Genomic DNA, 19,113 nt, shown 5'->3' on the forward strand with positions numbered 1-19,113 from the left:
AAAATCTTAATTGAAACGAAAAAAAACTCAAAAATCGACTATAAAATAAATCCCTTTCATCAAACAATGAAAGGGATTCGTTAAGTGTTTAATGTTATTGAATTCTCTTAAAAAAAGGAATAACCTAATATGACAGATGTCGTTGAAAATGAGGAGTTCCAGGTTTGATAATTGCTTAGAATAGTTCTGCCAGCCAAGTATCTAAACTCTATACAGTATCTGTCACGAAATTTTCCACCAATTCCAAATACCAGGGAGTTACGGGAACTAACATCTAATTTACTTACAACCGAACCGTCTTTTCTGGAGACTTCTATTTTCGAATTCGAATCAAAATCAATTAAGAAAGATGCATTTACAAATATCTTGGAGTTATTTTTAAGGAAAAAGTAATGTCTAATTCCTATTGGCAGTTCTATTGATTTATAATCTACTTTTGCGTTTACTTCACCACCTGACAAATTGGAGGTTTGTTTGGATTTTTCACTACTATAGTATTGATAAGTTGGTTCTACGATCACTGCCCACTTATTTTTATTAAAGGGGAAAATAAATTCTGCTTCAATACCCAGACTAAGATTTGTTTTAGAATCAAATTTAAAGTCGTAATAATCAAGTGGCGAGTTGCTTATTGATAAAGAGCTGCTGTTTAGCCTTGGTCTTAAGGTTAAATTAAAGAGATCTTTCTTTTCTTTAGACTCAAAAGTGGCAAAATTAGTATCACTGCATTTGTTGTACTTGATGAAAAATTTTAACAGTTTATTGGTGCTGTAGTCTAAAATTTCGTATTCTTTTTGAAGGATATTTTCACATTTTAGATCAATAAAAAGCTGTTCTCTGAAGTAATTATTTTTCGCAATTGTAGAATTTTGGTCTATCAAATAGCTTTTGTGAATTAATTGCTTTATTTCGGTATTATCCATTTTATAGAAGAAACGTCTTAAGTTTCCATCACTGTATAAATAAAGAGATGCTTTTCCTTCAATAAGTACTTTTAAGAATAGAGTTTCTTCTTTTAGATCAGGATTTTTATCCGTACTCATATTTTCTATGTTTTTTGAGGAGCGGTCTATTTTAACCAAAGATCTGATGTATTTACTTTGTCCGGTGATTGCAAATTCTTTTACAGTTTTTATATCAGCCGTAATGATATTCGTATTGTCAGAAAGTTGGTATCTAAAGCTGGTAGGAGTACTTTTCCAATCCAGATTTTCAATTTGACACTCTATTTTTTGATCGTTTTGGTTAATAATGTAACCGTGTTCGAAAAGGATTTGAGAATAACTGCTAATGTTTATTATAAGAGTTAATACAAGAAATAAGGCCTGTTTTTTCATTAAGTTTTGGTTGTCGTTTATTATTTGGTTTGAGTGTAAATGTAATGTACAGAATCGGCATAACATTACGTAAAACCGTAAAGCCCTCGATTTGTTATTAGGAAAATTTAGTAGTGGTATTTGCCCTGTCGTTCGTAAATGTTAGGACAAGCGAAGCGTTTTTTAAGCAGATTTTTGTTTTAATTGCCTAAAAAAATGCCCTTAAAAGTTTAAAAATAGATAGCAGAAATTACTTCACTTCCGTTCCTTCGAACTTTATTCTGTTGTCATTTACGTGAACCAATTCGTCAAGTTCGTAGATGTTTTTATAGCCGTACCCGTACAGATTAATATGTGTAGGAATGTTCAAAGCCAGCATAACCGGTTTTCTGTTGGCTAAAATCTGAGACTCGGGTGCACTTTTTGGAAGAGCCATTTTTGAAGCGAAATCTATCGGATCGCCATTAAAATTGTTATTGCAGTAAATCAGTATTCTGGTGTTAGGATCAGGAATTAGCTGATGAAGGTTTTCCTGCGTAAAATCGGTAAAATCAAGATGAATAGCTCCTTTTAAATGTTTTCGGTTGTAACGAAAATCAGAGCGCGTGTCTAAAATAACAGTATTCTCTTCCTGACTCATTTTAAGAAAAAGATCGAGATTCACTAAATGATTTGCTCTTGCTTTTTCGACTTCGGTAACCAGGTTTTTAAAATCATCGTAATCGACTAGTGCTTTTGGATATTGCTGCTGGTTTGTCATTGCGGTAGAGGTTTTGGCCGTTTGAGATTGTGTAACACAGCCTGTGAAACAAAATGATACTAAAAATAGAATGGTTATGCTTTTCATTTGATGTCAGTTTTATAGTTCAAATTTATTTTTTCATCAGACCCCACCGCTTTTAGTAAAACGTTGGACTTACCTCCTGAATTTATTCCTCACAATAATATCTTTTAATCTCGCTTTCAGGTCTTCTCCTGTATCAAAAACCATTTGTTCATTGTTTGGAAAAGGCACAGCTCGTTTGTTGAAATAACTGATATAATTGTCTTCACAGGCACTTCTGTCTCCTTTATAGGTAGAGTAAATATTCTCAAAAATAAACTCACTGCTTACCGGAAAAGATTGCAGTAACTGATTGGTTTTTAAATCTACATAATCCACATTTGCTGTGATCTGGCAGGATTTAAATTGTCTGAATTCGTATACATTGGCACGAAGCATTCTGTAATTGTCTACTTTTATGTCTCTGCCCAAACTGTCTTTAACCGGTCTTCCTCTGCTGTCCAGAAGTGTTTTGACACCGTCTTTAATTTGTCTTTCTTTGATGAATTCTTTTTCTTTTACCTGCTCAGGCGAAATATTGATTTGCACAAAGTTTACAATCAGACTATAATCGTAAACGATGCCTTTTTGTCTCAGACTGTGGTAAACCGTCCATTTATCATTTAATCCATAGGTTTTAAAATCGAGTAAGTCATCCTGAAGTGGTTTCGGAATGACCATATTGGTCTCGTTTTTGGCATAAACATCTACAAAATCGGTTCCTTTAAACTGTGCATCTTCCATCAGTTTTTTGGTGTTTTTGTAGTTTGGACTAATGCTTTCCAAATAAGAAAAATCATCGTAGGCTTTTCTAAAATCCAGTTTATTATTTGATTTTAAAAGGGCAGAAGCATTCTCATACAAATATCTCGTCAATGCAATTTTACTGCTTATGATCTGATTCGTATAATTATCAAACTGGAATGTGGCAGTTCTTCCTTGTTTCAACAGTTGCAGAGGTAATAAAGGTCTGATTTTTTCCTGGCGATTGTTCAACTGCATGTAGGTATTGTAAGTGCGTTCGGCATTTACCGGATTGGCTTCTTTTATCATTAATTCCAGGCTACGTAAATCTCTGTCTTTGGCTTTTGCAAAAGCCTCTTCCAGCAAATACACGTAATCTTGTTTTCCTTTAGAATCTTTTTTCGTTCTTAAAGCTTCAACGGCGCGGTCTATGGCTCCATCATAATTTCCATCGCTTAGCATGGATTGAGTCGTTTTTACACCACAAGACGACAGTGCTAAAAATAATATTGAAAATAGAAGCGTAATTTTTTGCATGATATTTTTTAATTGAAGGTGTAAATATATCTTTTTTAACTTTCAACAACTATGCCTTTTTTAAAATTATTTCGACGGGTAAATAAGGAGAGAGCCATGTTTAATATTATTCTGTTAATAGTTTTTTGATCAGAACAATTTGTCCCAGATGATAATAACTGTGCTCAATCATGGCTTCGATATTTCTTTTGCAGGTTCCGTATTTTTCGTCGAAAAAGACTTGATCCAGTTTTTCGTTGGGCATTTCTTCCACAAAAGAGGCAAATTCTTCAGCAGAGTCCCAGAATTTAATTAGAAAAGCCTGCCATTCTACTTGTGACTGGATAGGAGGGAAGTCAAAGCTGAATTTGTCTTTTATATCCAGTGATCCCCCTTTAAAAACATTATTTATTCCGCTAATATAATAATGAACATGCTGTGCCAAAAGCGAGATAGTATTGAGGTTTTTGACAGGAGTTACGGCGATTTTCCAATCCAGATTTTGCAGTTGGTCTTTGTAATTGGTGTTGGCAATCCAGGTTCCGTTAAGAATAGTTTCTCTAAAACGATTGGCAATTTCTAATGTATTTTCCATTTTTTGAGTATTTTAGATTTATTTTCTAGCAGACTTATTCCTGTTGAATCCACTCGTATTTTCCATCTTTAAGGTAAATAATCCCGCCTCCGCAGCTTTCTTCGGCATGAATAAAGATACCGTCATTTGGCAGTTTGATTTTGTCTTCTTCTTTTATTTCGTCATCGCCCAAGATTTCTCCCTGATCGTTTACATTGTTCCAGACAATTTCCCCTTTTGGGGCTTTTTCGAATATTCCGGCCCAGTCGATTTCTTCAAAACCCTGATAGAGAATAGTATTTCCCATTCCGAAATAATCTGTTCGGTTTCCGTTTCCGAAAATGATTCGTAAACCGCTTTTATCACTTTTTGTACTTCTTACAATTTCAACCGTTTCACTTTTTCCGTCACCGTCCAGTTCGCATACGATTTTATTTGTTTTGTGTTTGGTCGAAATCACAATGGTATCGGAGCTATTTTGTGTTTCTTTTTTCTCAGTGGTTTCAACACTGTTTTTTGCTGGAGTTGAAATTGTTGTGACCTCGGTTTTGGATTCTTTTTTGCAAGAGATAAAAACAAAGGCAGAAAGAAGTAGAATTTTAAATTTCATGTTTTTGAGTGAGACTTTTTTGGTAAGATTTGAAATTATCAAAATATAAATGATTGGAAACTTTATTGTAAACGGGTTGTATTTAGAATTTTATTATTTCCTAATTTTCACCTGATACACAATTTCCCAAAATAGGATTGATAGAATAGCATTGGTGAATATGGCAGTTTTAACTAAATAAGGATCGTATTTGGTAAGCAGATGTAAGTTGGCAAACTGTACGGCTAAAAATAAGGACAAAGCGGCAATTGCAACAGAGCAGATCACATTTAATACCGGTTTCCACTTTAAACCTAAGAAAGAATAAATAATGTTGAAAACAGCAAAACCACAGCCCAAAGTAATGTAGGGATCTGTTCCTAATTTCTCACCCAACTGCAGTAAAGGAGAAGTTGCGGTAAGATATAAAAAGAAAAGGATTGCATAAAAAAGGGTTCGTGTTTGAATTTTCATTTTGATGTTTTTTAAATAAAACGGAAAAGAGGTTTTATAGATTTAGATTTGTTCTCAATTTTAAATTATTCCTTTTGGCTCATGTGCAACGCAATTCTGTTTCCTTCACAGTCTTTAAATTCTGCTACCCAGCCAAATTCGCCGTTTGAGGTAATCGGAAATAAAATCTCAGCGCCATTTTTTACGGCCAGATTGATAGTTTCTTCAATATTTTCGGTATTCAGGTAAACAAGAGTTCCATCTATCGTTGGCTTGTATATTTCACCTTGTGCTAAAGCTCCCGATATGCCATTATTGCCCTCGATAAGCGGAAAGAATGCCATTTCGTTGTCATGAATACGATCACGTTCAAATTCAAAATCAAAAACTGCCGAATAAAATTGTATGGCTCTTTCGATGTTGGTTACCGGAATTTCAAAATAAACAACGGGGTTTGACTTGTTTTTCATTTTGTTGGTTGCTAAAAAAATAGTGTAAGCGAAGTTAGAGAAAATTTTAGTTCAATTTGCCGGATTTTATTTTTTCAATCTGTCGTTTGTGCCGAAGGATATGTACAATAGCATGTTCTGTAAGCTGTTCGATGTCGTACAATTGTCCCCAGCCCGTTTTTATTTTTAAGGAATCGTCATATTGTTCTAATTCATCGTCTTTAATTTCTCTGAAAACATTTTCAGTAAAGAGGAAAACATTCGTTAAGTCATTCAGATATTCAGCAATGGTGACATGAAAAATTCTGTTGGGACGCTCCATCACATGTCCTTTCCCGTTATGGATACTGATGGCATAGCTATAACCGGCACTTACAACGTGAGACAGAATGGCTTGTATGGATTTACAATCTTCGTTTGTTGTTTTTTCATCGATGATGTCTGTTAAAACATTATCCGGAATAGTTTGAATAACATTCTGAAGATCTGTTATTGCCTGTTCGTAGATATCAAGCAATGCTCCAACGGCTCCTGGTCTGTTCATTGTGTATTTGTTGATTTTCTCTTATTGCAAAAGAGCTTCTATTTTAGTTTCTGATTTTTCTTTGAGGACACTGTTAGGATGAAAATTCCAAATGATCAAAAATTTTCCTTTTGCAAGATATTCTTCCGGATGTTCATCAGATGGCTGACCGTCTTTTCCCCAAAGTAATCCTTGCAGAAATCGATCGCCTTTAAAAGTGTGTTCAAATTCAAAATACATTACAGATCCACGATCGGTTTTACTTTTAAAATTTTGAATCGATTTACTTTTTAAGGTTCCCACAATGCTAGCGTAGGTTTCAATATCATTATAAAAAGTACAGGCTTGTGGAGTAATACAAATATTACCATCGTTTAAAGTGTAACCTTTTGGAATTTCTTTGGGTTTTAATTTTAAATCGGCGATGGTTTGACTGAATAAATTGGTTGTAAATAGCAGGATAAGTGTTGATAGCAGAATTGTAGGTTTCATGGATTTTGGGGTTTGATTTGCTATGCTAAAATAGTAGTTATATTTGAATTTTGAGAAAGGAACAAAAGCTTTTGTATGGTGAAAAGCTTTTGGTTGTGTATACAAGGTGTTTTTGTTTTTCATGCTTTTGTTCAAAAGCATGATGCTCATGTATTAGCATGGGAAGTTTTAAGGAGGGTCTAACCCAAAGTGTGTCATTTCGACGAAGGAGAAATCTTCGCAAGAAACTCCGCAAAGAGAAAGAAATTAACTTGGAATTGAGATTGCAAATCATAAGAATAAATAATCTAAAAAATCCAAATCCGGGTTAATCGTTTTTATCAATTCTATTTTCTTTTCTCTACGCCAGTCTTTAACTACTTTTTCGCGAGCGATTGCTTCCTGAATCCAGGTAAACTTTTCATAATATAGTAAGTATGTAACGTTGTATTTTGATGCAAAGGTTTTCTTTTCGTTTGCATTGTTTTCTTTGTGTTGGCTTAAACGAACTCTTAAATTATTTGTAACTCCGGTATAAAAAACGGTTTTTGATTTGTTTGTTATGATGTACACGTAGTAAGTATGATAACCTTCTTGAAATTGCATTTTTTTGTAAAAATAAGTTTTTTTAAAGAATTTTCTTTCTTTTTATAATTTCTCTTCTTTGTAAAGTTTCTTGCGAAGATTTCTCCTTACGTCGAAATGACAAACGTGATGATTATTTTGCGTATGCTTCGACTTCATTTAGCCTGACGAAATGTTCGAAAAGATCTAAGAAGTCTGTTATCTAAGAAGTTTAAAAATCTAAAGAAAAAAAAATCCCGCCTCAATGAAGAAACGGGACTAAGTGATATTCTCTTTTTTTTTATTTTTAAACTGTTGCAGCAGCTTCCTGTGGCAACGGAATTTGATTTTTAAGTAAATCTTCGAAAGTTTCGTGAGCACGAATCAGGATTCCCTGACCGTTCATCCATAAAACTTCGGCTGGTTTGTATCTTGAATTGTAGTTCGAAGACATCGAGAAACAATAAGCCCCTGCATTTCTGAACGCTAAGATGTCACCTTCGGTAATTTCTGAGATTCTGCGGTTGTTGGCGAAAGTATCTGTTTCACAGATGTAACCAACTACCGAGTAAAAACGCTCTTTTCCTTTTGGGTTGGAGATGTTTTCAATATGGTGCTGTGAACCGTAAAACATCGGACGGATTAAGTGATTGAAACCACTGTCAACCCCTGCGAAAACTGTCGATGTAGTTTGTTTTACTACGTTTACTTTGGCTAAGAAGAAACCTGCTTCGCTCACCAGGAATTTCCCGGGCTCGAAAATCAATGTTAAATCTCTGCCGTATTCTGTACAGAAAGAGTTGAATCTTTTAGATAATTTTTTACCTAATTCTTCAATATCTGTTTCGATATCGTCTTTTTTGTAAGGTACTTTGAATCCGCTTCCGAAATCTAAGAATTGTAACTCTTTGAAATGTTTAGCCGTATCAAATAAGATTTCAGCGGCATACAAGAATACTTCGATATCTAAAATATCTGATCCTGTGTGCATGTGAATCCCCACAATATGCATTTTTGTGTTTTCAACAATACGCAAAATATGTGGTATCTGGTGAACAGAGATTCCGAATTTACTATCGATATGTCCAACGGAAATATTAGCATTTCCACCCGCCATTACGTGTGGATTGATACGAATACACACCGGTATATTAGGATGTTTGGTTCCGAATTGCTCTAAAATAGATAAATTGTCGATGTTGATCTGTACACCCATTGCGGCTACTTCTTCGATTTCTTCTAAAGAAACTCCGTTTGGTGTAAAGAAAATTTTGTCAGGATCATAGCCGGCATGAAGCCCTAATTGAACTTCCTGAATCGATACAGTATCTAAGCCAGATCCCATGTTCTTTAATAGCTGAAGAATGGCAACGTTAGACAATGCCTTCATGGCATAATTAACTCTTAAGTTTTCTACCTTAGAGAAAGCTTTAGTTAACCTGTTGTACTGAGATTGGATTTTTTCGGCATCATATACATATAATGGACTTCCAAATTGGTCTGCTAACTGCAGTAAATCTTTTGCTTGCATCTTTAAACTATTTTCAGCAAACTTATTACTCTTTTGCCGATTGACAAATTTTAAATTGAAAAATAACAAATTGTAACAAATTGTTATAAAATGAACATTTAAAGATTTTTTAACTTTTAATGGTTTCTAATTCTTATTTAGAGTGAATAAAAATTATATTTGCCCCAAAATTACATTATTAGAGATTATTTATGAAAAAGATTATTACATTTTGCTTGATTATCCTTACAGCTTTGGTAGGATTTGCTCAGGAAAAATCAAAAGACAGTTTGCAGACTAATAATTTAGATGACATTATTGTAACTGCAAGCCGAAAAAAAGAGAGTATAAAAGAGGTTGTTTCTTCTATTACGATTGTTGGAGCTAAAAAAATCCAAAGCCAGACGATGGTGAATTCCAATATCGGTAATATTTTGCAATATACAGTTCCGGGTTTAGCGACCGCGAGTAACCAAACTTCAAATTTCGGTCAGACTTTAAGAGGAAGACCATTTTTGGTTATGATTGATGGAATACCGCAATCTACACCTTTAAGAAATGGAGGTAGAGATCTTCAGGTAATTGATCCTTCGTCTATCGAGAGAGTCGAAGTTATTAAAGGTGCGACGTCAATTTATGGTAATGGTGCCGATGGTGGGATCATCAACTATATTACAAAGAAAAACCATTCTGAAGAAAAAATTTCTGGTGCAGTACAATTAGGTTTGATCACACAGCCTAAAACTTTTTCAGAATCATTTGGCTACAGAGCTTCACTTTCATTAGCAGGAAAGCTAAAGAAACTGGATTATGTAGTTGGATTTACACAAGAAAGATCTGGTGTTGCGACAGATGCTAATGGAGTGAACCTTTCACCGTTTTACAGTTTATCGAATTTAAACACCTACAATGGATTGTTTAAAATTGGATACGCACTAACTGATAAGCAAAGACTTGAATTCTCGTATATGGGGTATGCTTCAAAGTCATTTTTAGATCAGGATGTTAAGATTGGTAAATGGGGAGAAATTCCAACGATAGGAGTAGAAGCTGGTGGACGTTTGGGGACGCCTGAGGGAACTCCGAGAAACCATAATTTCAGAGTGGCGTACTCGAATTCGGAGATATGGAACAATACTTCTTTGGATGTTAATGTTTATGCACAGGATTTCAGAACGGTTTATTCGTACGACAGAGATCAGTTTTTAAATGGAGGGCAGTCGAATGTGGCTTCGCAAAAGAAAGGGCTTCGCGTCAATTTTGATTCTCGTCTTTTTGCCAATGATACCTATAAAGCAGAAATAATTTACGGTCTGGATTTGCTTCAGGATAAAACAGTTCAAAAGTTAGAGGACGGTCGTTTTTGGACTCCTCAAATGAAAATGCTGAATACAGCGCCTTTTGCGTTGATTAAATTTGATGCCTGGGGTAAATTTACTTTAAAAGCAGGAGCGCGATATGAAAACATTAAGGTTAAGGCGGATGACTTTAATACATTACCGGTATTAAATGCCAAAAACAATACGTACACCAAAAGTATTTTTGTTCAGGGAGGTGAGTTAGATTACAACGCCCTTGTTGGAAATATCGGATTGAGATACAACATTATGCCGGAGGTAAATGTTTTTACAAGTTATTCTCAATCTTTTTCGATCAATGAGGTGGGACGTATCTTAAGAACGTCTACAGAAAGTGTGATCTCGAAGTTACCAACTGATCCTATCATTGTAAACAATTACGAAATGGGTGTGGCCGGAGCGATTAAAAAGTGGTTCAACTATGAGGTAACCAGTTTTTGGAGTACTTCAGAATTAGGGGCTACCTCGATTCAATCAGCTGATGGCTCTTTTGCGATGCAGCGCGCTCCTGAAAACATCTGGGGTTATGAGGCTGTTGTAGGCTTTAATCCAATAGAGATTTTAAGTTTTGGAGGTGCTTTTGCCTGGATAGAAGGGAAGGTAGATAATGACAACAATGGATCATACGAAAAGTATATTAACGGATCCCGAATAATGGCTCCAAAACTTACTACTTATATTCAGATTCGTCCGTTGAAAAATCTAGATATTGAATTAAGTACTTTGCACAACTTCAAAAGAGACCGATTTGATCCAAATCCGACAACCAATTTGTATAGTTTTAACGAAGGTCCGGTAAAAAAATATACGGTCTTTAATTTAAGCAGTTCTTATTTGATCAATAAATCATTTAGATTAGGATTAGGAGTGGAGAACTTGTTTAATAAAGATTACTCACCTAATATTGCCTGGTGGCAGGCAAGAGATAAAGATTTTGTGAATGCTCCGGGAAGACGCGCGACTTTACAACTTCAGTACAATTTTTAAGTTTAGAAGAATCGTTCTAATTTGAAGTGTAATTTTATAATTTCATAATAAAGAAGCTTTCCGAAAAGTATGAACTTCCTCTTATTTATGTTATTGTTTTAAATGGCTACTTTAGTTCGACGCGGATAAAACAGATTTACGTCGTAAAAACGCGAATAAAAACAGATTTTTTTCCTCATTTAAAAGTTTTTTTAATTTTTTGAATCCGTTTTTATCAGCGTCTTCGCGATAGCGAATCCGTCAAATCAGCGTTGAATTAAGACTTTTAATTATTGCTGACCAAATAAATGCTTTTGGATTATAATTCAATCTAAATTATTTATAAAAAGAGGCTGTCCTTACTTTTAGAACAGCCTCTTTTATTTTTATAAAGGTGAAATGAGTCTGCGGCTTACAAACTTGGCAAATCTCCATTTCCTTTGGTTGGTAAATTGGTATAACCCATCAGGAACAAATCGACTTCTCTCGCTGCTTCACGACCTTCTGAAATAGCCCATACAATTAACGACTGCCCTCTTCGCATATCACCGGCAGTGAAAATGTGCGGTACATTTGTCTGGTAATTTTTGGCTTTATAGTTGTTTCTCATATCGATTTCCAGACCTAATTGCTCGCTTAAAGTTTTTTCCGGACCTGTAAATCCTAAAGCCAATAAAGCCAAATCACAAGGCCAGATTTTTTCTGAACCTTCTTTTTCGATTAATTCAGGACGTTGCCCCGGAGTCATTTTCCATTGTACTTCAACGGTTTTTAGTCCTACCAGTTCTCCTTTGTCGTTGGATAAGAATTCTTTGGTATTGATCAGCCAGTTTCTGTCGCAGCCTTCTTCGTGAGAAGATGAGGTTTTTAATTGTAACGGCCAGAAAGGCCAAGGAGTTGTTTCGCTTCTTCCCACCGGAGGTTTTGGCAAAATCTCAAAGTTGGTTACTGATTTAGCTCCATGTCTGTTTGAAGTTCCAATACAGTCAGAACCAGTATCTCCACCACCAATTACGATTACATCTTTACCGGTAGCCATCACCTGATCCTGAATTGATTCTCCAAACAAAACTTTAGTCTGCTGAGTCAGGAAATCCATTGCCTGAACAACGCCTTTGCTTTCGATACCTTTCGTTGGCAAACTTCTTCTTTCGGTTGCACCACCACACAATACGATAGAATCGAAAGAGTTTAATTCGTCTACGCTATAGTTAACGCCAACATTTACATTGGTTTTAAAAGTGATTCCTTCTGCTTCAAGAATGGCTACACGTCGGTCGATAATTCCTTTTTCTAATTTAAAATTCGGAATTCCGTAACGCAGCAAACCTCCAATTGCATTGTCTCTTTCAAAAACAGTTACGGTATGTCCGGCTCTGTTTAATTGCTGAGCAGCGGCTAATCCTGCAGGTCCTGAACCAATAACAGCAACTGTTTTTCCGGTTCTGATTTTTGGTGCCTGCGGTTTGATCCAGCCTTCAGCAAACCCTCTTTCGATGATGTTTTTCTCTATGTTTTCAATGGCAACAGGTTCTTTAATAATTCCTAATACACATGATTTTTCACATGGAGCAGGGCATAAGCGGCCTGTGAATTCCGGAAAGTTATTCGTAGACTGTAAAATCTCTAAAGCTCCCTGCCATTCTTCCTGATGCACCATATCGTTGAAATCAGGAATTAAATTCCCTAACGGACACGAACTGTGGCAAAAAGGAATACCACAATCCATACATCTTGAACCTTGTTCTTTTATTTTATCTTTTGCTAACGGAATCGTAAATTCGTTGTAGTTCGTAACACGTTCTGCAACGGCTATATTACTTTCGTCGGCTCTGTTATATTCTTTAAATCCGCCTATTTTACCCATGACATTTTAAATTAAATTCCAATTTCTTAAATTCCAAATTCCAATCCTTTGACTTCGCTTCCTTCGACTTCGCTCAGGAAAACATTGTCATTGAAATTGATTTTTGATTTTTGATTTTTGAAATTGATTTTACCCCGCTATTAATTCTTCTATTTTTTTCTCTTCTGCAATTCGTTGTAGTGCTTTTTTGTAATCTGTTGGCATTACTTTTACGAAATTTTGCTGTTCATTTTCCCAGTCTGCTAAAATTCTTTTGGCTAATGGACTGTTGGTGTACAGAGAGTGGTTTTTGATCAGCTTTCTTAGTTTTCTCACGTCTTCGTCTTCGATAGGATCAAAAGCAACCATTTCCATGTTGCATACCCTTGTATCGAATTGTTGATTCGGGTCGTACACATAAGCAACACCACCGCTCATACCTGCAGCGAAGTTTCGTCCTGTTTTTCCTAAAACAACCACTGTACCTCCCGTCATGTACTCGCATCCGTGATCTCCAATTCCTTCCACAACGGCAGTCGCTCCGGAATTTCGAACACAGAAACGCTCTCCGGCAATTCCATTAATATAAGCCTCTCCGGTAATAGCTCCGTAAAGGGCAACGTTTCCGATAATGATGTTGTCTTCAGGTTTGAAAGTGGCAGTAGGAGGGACTTTTACAATTAATTTTCCTCCCGAAAGACCTTTTCCTAAATAATCATTACAGTTTCCGTGAATTTTAAACGACAATCCGTTGGTGGCAAAAGCACCAAAACTTTGTCCGGCAGAACCTTCAAAATCAACTAAAATAGTATCATCAGGTAATCCTTGTGCGCCATAAATTTTTGAGATTTCATTACTCAAAATGGCACCTACAGAACGGTCTGTATTTTTAATCTTAAAGGTAACTCTGGTTTTTTCTTTTCTGTAAATCGATGGAATTGCTTCTTTAATGATATCAAAATCCAATACATTTTCAAGCTGGTGATCTTGTTGTGTTGTATTGTGATTGGGAACCGTTTTGGCTTTTTCCGGTTTGTACAGAATCGATGAAAGGTCTAAACCATTGGCTTTGTAATGCTTGATCGCTTTGTCTACATTTAATTTTTGTGATTGACCCACCATTTCTTTTAAAGTTCTGAAACCTAGTTGTGCCATGATTTCTCTTAGTTCTTCAGCAATAAAATACATGAAGTTGATGACGTGCTCCGGAGTTCCTTTGAAGTTTCTTCTCAATTCAGGATCCTGAGTCGCAATACCCACCGGGCAGGTATTCAGGTGACAGGCTCTCATCATAATACATCCGGAAGCTACAAGCGGTGCAGTGGCAAAACCAAATTCTTCTGCTCCCAATAATGCAGCAATAGCAACGTCACGACCTGTTTTTAACTGTCCGTCACATTCTAAAACGACACGGCTTCTTAAATCGTTTAAGATTAGAGTTTGCTGTGCTTCGGCCAAACCTAATTCCCACGGAATTCCCGTGTGTTGTAAAGAGGTTAATGGTGCAGCACCGGTTCCTCCGTCATAACCTGAAATCAGGATCACGTCAGCTTTTGCTTTGGCAACACCGGCTGCGATGGTTCCAACTCCAACTTCAGAAACTAGTTTTACATTGACACGGGCTTCACGGTTTGCATTTTTCAAATCGTAAATCAACTGAGATAAATCTTCAATCGAGTAAATGTCATGGTGTGGAGGAGGTGAAATCAAACCTACATACGGCGTAGAGTTTCTGGTTTCAGCAATCCATGGTACTACTTTTTCTCCCGGAAGCTGTCCTCCTTCACCAGGTTTCGCTCCCTGAGCCATTTTAATCTGGATTTCTTTAGCGTTGGTCAGGTAGTTGATCGAAACCCCAAAACGTCCCGAAGCTACTTGTTTGATCGCACTGTTTCTTGAATCTCCGTTAATTTCTTTCTGGAAACGTTTCGGATCTTCTCCGCCTTCTCCGGAATTACTTTTTCCGCCAATTCTGTTCATGGCAATCGCTAAATTCTCGTGTGCTTCCTGACTGATCGAACCATAAGACATGGCTCCGGTTTTAAATTTTTTCACAATTTCAGTCCATGATTCTACTTCATCAATAGAAATCGGGTCTAAATTGTTGAATTCAAATAAACCTCTGATGGTCATTAGATTTGAGCTTTGCTCGTTGACCATGTTGGAGTATTCTTTATAGCTTTCAGGACTGTTCAGACGAACGGCCTGTTGTAATTTAGAAATAGTCGTCGGGTTGAACATGTGTTTCTCTCCACCGCGTCTCCATCTGTAAATACCTCCAATTTCGAGAGAAAGTAAGTTGGCAATTTTGGAATTTGGAAACGCTTTTTGGAAACGTTTTTTCACTTCTTTTTCAACTTCCATCAAACCAATTCCTTCAATTCTTGACGGAGTGTATGGGAAATATTTTGAAGTAAAAGTTTTGTTTAATCCTAAAATCTCGAAAATTTGTGCAGCTCTGTACGAATGTAAAGTAGAGATACCAATTTTGTTCATGATTTTAACGATTCCTTTTGCAATGGCTTTGTTGTAATTGACAATCGCATAATCTGCTTTTACACCTTTGATGAAGCCCTGATTCACCTGATCGTGAATGATCTCATTTACCATGTACGGATTGATGGCGCTGGCCCCGTATCCGAACAATAAAGCAAAATGATGAGGTTCACGAGGTTCCGCAGATTCGATTATGATTCCGAATTTTGAACGAACCTGCAGGATATTCAAAGAGTGATGAATGTACGAACAAGCCAGTAACATCGGTATTGGAGCAAGTTCTTCGCTTACGCCTCGGTCTGATAAAATAATGATATTACATCCTTCAGAAACGGCTTTGAAGGTTGCCTCAACACATTTTTCAAGTGCGCGCTCCAGTCCGTTAACTCCTTTTTCTATTTTGTATAAGGTAGAAATAGTAGCCGATTTGAAATCTGCGTGGTCAATGTTTCTTATTTTGTCCAAATCCTCGTTAGAAATAACCGGATTTTGGATTTTTAGCTTTTTACATTGTTTGGATTCAATTTCAAAAATATTGAAATCACCTCCAATGGCTAAACTGATATCGGTAATAATTTCTTCACGAATACCATCTAAAGGGGGATTAGTTACCTGCGCAAACAATTGCTTGAAGTAGTTGTACAGCAATTGTGGCTGGTCTGACAAAACGGCCAGTGGAGTATCGTTTCCCATAGAACTGATGGCTTCAGCACCCTGACCACCCATGGGGTTAATGATGGTTTTTAGATCTTCAATCGTGTAACCAAACAACTTTTGTCGGGTCAGGAAATCCAGTTTCTCCACCGGAGTAGGGTTGTTGGTATAAGGAATTTTAGATAAAGGCAATAAGTTTGTATCGACCCATTCTTTGTAAGGACGTTTGGTAACGATCGATTTTTTTACCTCGTCGTCTTCGATAATACGGCCTTCGTTCATGTCTACCAGGAACATTTTTCCCGGCTCAAGACGACCGTGCTGAATCACATCTTCCGGATCGATATCCAAAACACCAATTTCTGATGACATGATTACGAAACCGCTTTTGGTTAAGGTATAACGTGACGGACGTAATCCGTTACGGTCTAATAGCGCACCAATCACATTACCGTCAGTAAACGGAATAGAAGCAGGACCATCCCAAGGCTCCATAATACAAGCATTAAACTCATAGAAGGCTTTTTTCTCCGGAGACATGGTCTGGTGTTTTTCCCAGGCTTCAGGAACTACCATCATCATGGCTTCCGGTAAGGAACGTCCTGTCATTAATAAAAGTTCTACTACCATATCCATAGAAGCAGAATCTGATTTTCCTTCTAAGATAATTGGAAATAGTTTTTTGATATCATCGCCAAAAATTTTGCTTTGCATAAATTCTTCACGGGCACGCATGCGGCTGACGTTTCCGCGAAGCGTGTTGATTTCACCGTTGTGACACATGTATCGAAACGGCTGTGCTAAGTCCCAGGATGGGAATGTATTGGTAGAGAAACGCTGGTGCACTAAGGCCAGACGAGTCACTAAATCGGGATCTTTTAAGTCAACATAATAGCGGCTGATGTCTTCCGGCATCAAGAGACCTTTATATATTATGGTAGTGGTCGATAAACTAGAGAAATAAAACATATGGCTTTCAGAGGTTTTAGATCCTCTGATGGCATGTTCAGCAATTTTTCTAGCTGCAAAAAGTTTTGCATTAAATTCATTTTCAGTTAAATCCTGACCATTTTTACTAACAAAAACCTGTTTAACTGTTGGTTCTTTTTCTGCGGCGATTTGCCCTAAATTTTCCACTTCAACCGGCACATCTCTCCAACCCAGAATCTTTAAATTTTGATCCTTAACAGTTGATTCGAAAGTGTTCATACAAAAAGAAACCTGGTTTTTGCTTTTTGGTAAAAAAACCATTCCTACTGCATACTCACGTGTTTCAGGGATTTCAAAATCACATACTTTTTTAAAAAAATCATGTGGGATGTCGAATAAAATTCCAGCTCCGTCTCCAGTTCTTCCATCAGAACTAACTGCACCACGATGTTCCAATTTTATTAAGATATCCAATGCTTTGTGAATAATATCATTTGATTTAATACCATTCAGATTACAAATAAATCCTGCACCACAATTGTCGTGTTCAAATTCAGGCAAATAAAGCCCTTGTTCTTTAACTTTCATTCTTGATATTTTTTTTACAAAAATAAAGATTTCGTTAAATATAATGTATTGAAATGGCTGTTTTGCTTTGATTTTTGTTGTAATATTAGAAAAAGACTTCTTAATTGATAATAATGTTTTTTTAGCCATTGCGAATTATTAAAATGACAATACAGACTAAAATATAGTATAAAAAATCGCTGTATGGCTGCTAAATACGGTGGTCTTTTTGTTAAATATCAAACGTTTTAGTGGTTTCTAGTTAATATTAACAAATTATTTATTTAACCTTTTCTTTGCTTTCAAAAAGAATAAACGTTTCGTGCATATCACTCTCGTTTTTTAATTGAAAAAGATTTTACTATTAAGTTGATTTTTGCTACTTTTGTCGCACTTTTATTCTGAAATAAATTCAGAACCAGACAAATTCTATATTATGAACATACACGAATATCAAGGAAAAGAAATTTTAGCAAGTTACGGAGTACGCATTCAACGCGGAATTGTGGCTAACAATGCGGTTGAAGCTGTGGCTGCTGCAAAACAATTAACTGCCGAAACTGGTACAGGATGGCATGTGATAAAAGCACAAATTCACGCAGGTGGACGTGGAAAAGGTGGTGGAGTGAAGTTGGCTAAAAACTTGCAACAAGTTGAAGAACTTGCTGAACAAATCATCGGAATGCAATTGATTACTCCTCAAACTTCTGCTGAGGGTAAAAAAGTAAACAAAGTTTTAGTTGCTGAAGATGTTTACTATCCTGGTGAAAGCGAAACTTCTGAGTTTTATGTTTCTGTTTTATTGAATAGAGGTACAGGACGTAACATGATTATGTATTCTACCGAAGGTGGAATGGATATCGAAGAAGTTGCTGAGCATACACCACACTTAATCTTTACTGAAGAAATTGATCCAACTGTTGGATTACAAGGTTTTCAGGCAAGAAGAATTGCTTTTAACTTAGGTGTTACTGGAAATGCTTTTAAAGAAATGGTGAAATTCATCGATGCTTTATACAACGCTTACGTTGGTTCTGATGCATCTATGTTTGAAATCAACCCGGTTTTGAAAACTTCAGATAACAAAATTCTTGCTGTAGATGCTAAAGTAAATATCGACGATAACGCTTTATACAGACAACCAAAATATGCTGAGATGAGAGATATCCGTGAGGAGAATCCAATCGAAGTTGAAGCTAAAGAAGTAGGTTTGAACTATGTAGATCTTGACGGTACTGTAGGTTGTATGGTAAACGGAGCTGGTCTTGCAATGGCAACTATGGATTTAATTAAATACGCTGGTTTTGAGCCTGCTAACTTCTTAGACGTTGGTGGAACTGCTGATGCTAAACGTGTTGAAACGGCTTTCCGTATCATCTTAAAAGATCCAAACGTAAAAGCGATCTTGATTAATATCTTCGGAGGAATCGTTCGTTGTGACCGTGTTGCTCAAGGTGTTGTTGATGCTTACAAAAACATGGGTGATGCTATCAATGTGCCAATTATCGTTCGTTTGCAAGGAACAAATGCTGAAATTGCAAAAGAATTAATTGACAACTCTGGAATGCCAATTTTATCAGCTGTTCAATTTCAGGAAGCTGCTGACCAAGTTAAAGCTGCATTATCTTAATCCAATAAGGAATCAATTATATAAGAATCCTTCCGTTCATTCGGAGGGATTTTTTTTTTTGAGGTCAATTTAACCGCAAAGAACGCAAAGGTTTTTTACTTATGGGGATTTTATATAAACGCAAAGTTCGCAAA

At 36.3% G+C, this 19,113-nt stretch carries 15 protein-coding genes; 2 read left to right on the plus strand and 13 right to left on the minus strand.

The genetic code is table 11. The features are described 5' to 3' along the window. Positions 1–107 precede the first annotated feature (107 nt). From ACAM30_RS14205 to lysA, 11 genes are all read right to left on the minus strand, one after another. Entirely contained in the window at positions 108–1,337 is a 1,230-nt protein-coding gene (locus ACAM30_RS14205) for an outer membrane beta-barrel protein (protein ID WP_369615262.1), read from the minus strand. A gap of 229 nt (positions 1,338–1,566) precedes the next feature. Beyond that, positions 1,567–2,163: a rhodanese-like domain-containing protein gene (locus ACAM30_RS14210; protein ID WP_369615263.1), complete on the minus strand. Its 597-nt coding sequence runs from the start codon at positions 2,161–2,163 to the stop codon at positions 1,567–1,569. Positions 2,164–2,232: 69 nt separating this feature from the next. Beyond that, entirely contained in the window at positions 2,233–3,420 is a 1,188-nt protein-coding gene (locus ACAM30_RS14215) for a hypothetical protein (RefSeq protein WP_369615264.1), read from the minus strand. A gap of 106 nt (positions 3,421–3,526) precedes the next feature. Then, positions 3,527–3,994 carry a DUF1572 domain-containing protein gene (locus ACAM30_RS14220; protein ID WP_369615265.1) on the minus strand — a complete coding sequence of 156 codons (468 nt, stop codon included), beginning with the start codon at positions 3,992–3,994 and terminating at the stop codon, positions 3,527–3,529. A gap of 34 nt (positions 3,995–4,028) precedes the next feature. After that, positions 4,029–4,583, minus strand: a complete 555-nt coding sequence (locus ACAM30_RS14225) for a hypothetical protein (RefSeq protein ID WP_369615266.1) — start codon at positions 4,581–4,583, stop codon at positions 4,029–4,031. A 93-nt stretch (positions 4,584–4,676) separates the two neighbouring features. Next, the gene (locus tag ACAM30_RS14230; RefSeq protein WP_249967322.1) at positions 4,677–5,036 is read right to left on the minus strand and encodes a hypothetical protein; all 360 of its coding nucleotides are present in this window, start codon (positions 5,034–5,036) and stop codon (positions 4,677–4,679) included. A 65-nt stretch (positions 5,037–5,101) separates the two neighbouring features. Further along, positions 5,102–5,485 (minus strand): VOC family protein, encoded by a 384-nt coding sequence (locus ACAM30_RS14235; protein WP_369615267.1) that lies wholly within the window; start codon positions 5,483–5,485, stop codon positions 5,102–5,104. Positions 5,486–5,531: 46 nt separating this feature from the next. Next, positions 5,532–6,008, minus strand: a complete 477-nt coding sequence (locus ACAM30_RS14240; RefSeq protein WP_369615268.1) for a DinB family protein — start codon at positions 6,006–6,008, stop codon at positions 5,532–5,534. A 21-nt stretch (positions 6,009–6,029) separates the two neighbouring features. Beyond that, complete coding sequence (locus tag ACAM30_RS14245; RefSeq protein ID WP_369615269.1) at positions 6,030–6,479, minus strand: hypothetical protein; 450 nt, start codon at positions 6,477–6,479, stop codon at positions 6,030–6,032. Positions 6,480–6,749: 270 nt separating this feature from the next. Beyond that, positions 6,750–7,064 carry a GIY-YIG nuclease family protein gene (locus tag ACAM30_RS14250; protein WP_369615270.1) on the minus strand — a complete coding sequence of 105 codons (315 nt, stop codon included), beginning with the start codon at positions 7,062–7,064 and terminating at the stop codon, positions 6,750–6,752. 265 nt (positions 7,065–7,329) lie between these two features. Continuing rightward, a complete protein-coding gene (lysA, locus tag ACAM30_RS14255; RefSeq protein WP_369615271.1) occupies positions 7,330–8,622 on the minus strand; it encodes a diaminopimelate decarboxylase in 1,293 nt (430 codons plus the stop codon). Positions 8,623–8,744: 122 nt separating this feature from the next. Here lysA and ACAM30_RS14260 point away from each other — a divergent pair, with 122 nt between their 5' ends. Then, the gene (locus tag ACAM30_RS14260; protein WP_369615272.1) at positions 8,745–10,877 is read left to right on the plus strand and encodes a TonB-dependent receptor; all 2,133 of its coding nucleotides are present in this window, start codon (positions 8,745–8,747) and stop codon (positions 10,875–10,877) included. Positions 10,878–11,268: 391 nt separating this feature from the next. On the opposite strand, the gene ACAM30_RS14265 is transcribed toward ACAM30_RS14260, so the two are convergent. Both ACAM30_RS14265 and gltB read right to left on the minus strand, forming a co-directional pair. Then, positions 11,269–12,723 carry a glutamate synthase subunit beta gene (locus ACAM30_RS14265; protein WP_369615273.1) on the minus strand — a complete coding sequence of 485 codons (1,455 nt, stop codon included), beginning with the start codon at positions 12,721–12,723 and terminating at the stop codon, positions 11,269–11,271. 129 nt (positions 12,724–12,852) lie between these two features. Further along, the gene (gene gltB, locus ACAM30_RS14270) at positions 12,853–17,370 is read right to left on the minus strand and encodes a glutamate synthase large subunit (protein ID WP_369615274.1); all 4,518 of its coding nucleotides are present in this window, start codon (positions 17,368–17,370) and stop codon (positions 12,853–12,855) included. Between the two features lie 415 nt (positions 17,371–17,785). Between gltB and sucC the strand changes: the two genes are divergently transcribed. Then, on the plus strand, positions 17,786–18,979 hold the full coding sequence (gene sucC, locus ACAM30_RS14275; protein ID WP_369615275.1) for an ADP-forming succinate--CoA ligase subunit beta: 1,194 nt from the start codon (positions 17,786–17,788) through the stop codon (positions 18,977–18,979). Positions 18,980–19,113: the final 134 nt, after the last annotated feature.

Source organism: Flavobacterium sp. CFS9 (genome assembly GCF_041154745.1).
GTDB lineage: Bacteria > Bacteroidota > Bacteroidia > Flavobacteriales > Flavobacteriaceae > Flavobacterium.

What these genes read in the sequence shown, in the direction of transcription:
- sucC (WP_369615275.1), top strand. Translation starts at nt 17,786, where the DNA reads ATGAACATACACGAATATCAAGGAAAAGAAATTTTAGCAAGTTACGGA.
- ACAM30_RS14225 (WP_369615266.1), bottom strand. Translation starts at nt 4,583, where the DNA reads ATGAAATTTAAAATTCTACTTCTTTCTGCCTTTGTTTTTATCTCTTGC.
- ACAM30_RS14235 (WP_369615267.1), bottom strand. Translation starts at nt 5,485, where the DNA reads ATGAAAAACAAGTCAAACCCCGTTGTTTATTTTGAAATTCCGGTAACC.
- ACAM30_RS14240 (WP_369615268.1), bottom strand. Translation starts at nt 6,008, where the DNA reads ATGAACAGACCAGGAGCCGTTGGAGCATTGCTTGATATCTACGAACAG.
- ACAM30_RS14215 (WP_369615264.1), bottom strand. Translation starts at nt 3,420, where the DNA reads ATGCAAAAAATTACGCTTCTATTTTCAATATTATTTTTAGCACTGTCG.
- ACAM30_RS14210 (WP_369615263.1), bottom strand. Translation starts at nt 2,163, where the DNA reads ATGAAAAGCATAACCATTCTATTTTTAGTATCATTTTGTTTCACAGGC.
- ACAM30_RS14260 (WP_369615272.1), top strand. Translation starts at nt 8,745, where the DNA reads ATGAAAAAGATTATTACATTTTGCTTGATTATCCTTACAGCTTTGGTA.
- ACAM30_RS14245 (WP_369615269.1), bottom strand. Translation starts at nt 6,479, where the DNA reads ATGAAACCTACAATTCTGCTATCAACACTTATCCTGCTATTTACAACC.
- ACAM30_RS14230 (WP_249967322.1), bottom strand. Translation starts at nt 5,036, where the DNA reads ATGAAAATTCAAACACGAACCCTTTTTTATGCAATCCTTTTCTTTTTA.
- ACAM30_RS14265 (WP_369615273.1), bottom strand. Translation starts at nt 12,723, where the DNA reads ATGGGTAAAATAGGCGGATTTAAAGAATATAACAGAGCCGACGAAAGT.
- gltB (WP_369615274.1), bottom strand. Translation starts at nt 17,370, where the DNA reads ATGAAAGTTAAAGAACAAGGGCTTTATTTGCCTGAATTTGAACACGAC.
- ACAM30_RS14250 (WP_369615270.1), bottom strand. Translation starts at nt 7,064, where the DNA reads ATGCAATTTCAAGAAGGTTATCATACTTACTACGTGTACATCATAACA.
- ACAM30_RS14220 (WP_369615265.1), bottom strand. Translation starts at nt 3,994, where the DNA reads ATGGAAAATACATTAGAAATTGCCAATCGTTTTAGAGAAACTATTCTT.
- ACAM30_RS14205 (WP_369615262.1), bottom strand. Translation starts at nt 1,337, where the DNA reads ATGAAAAAACAGGCCTTATTTCTTGTATTAACTCTTATAATAAACATT.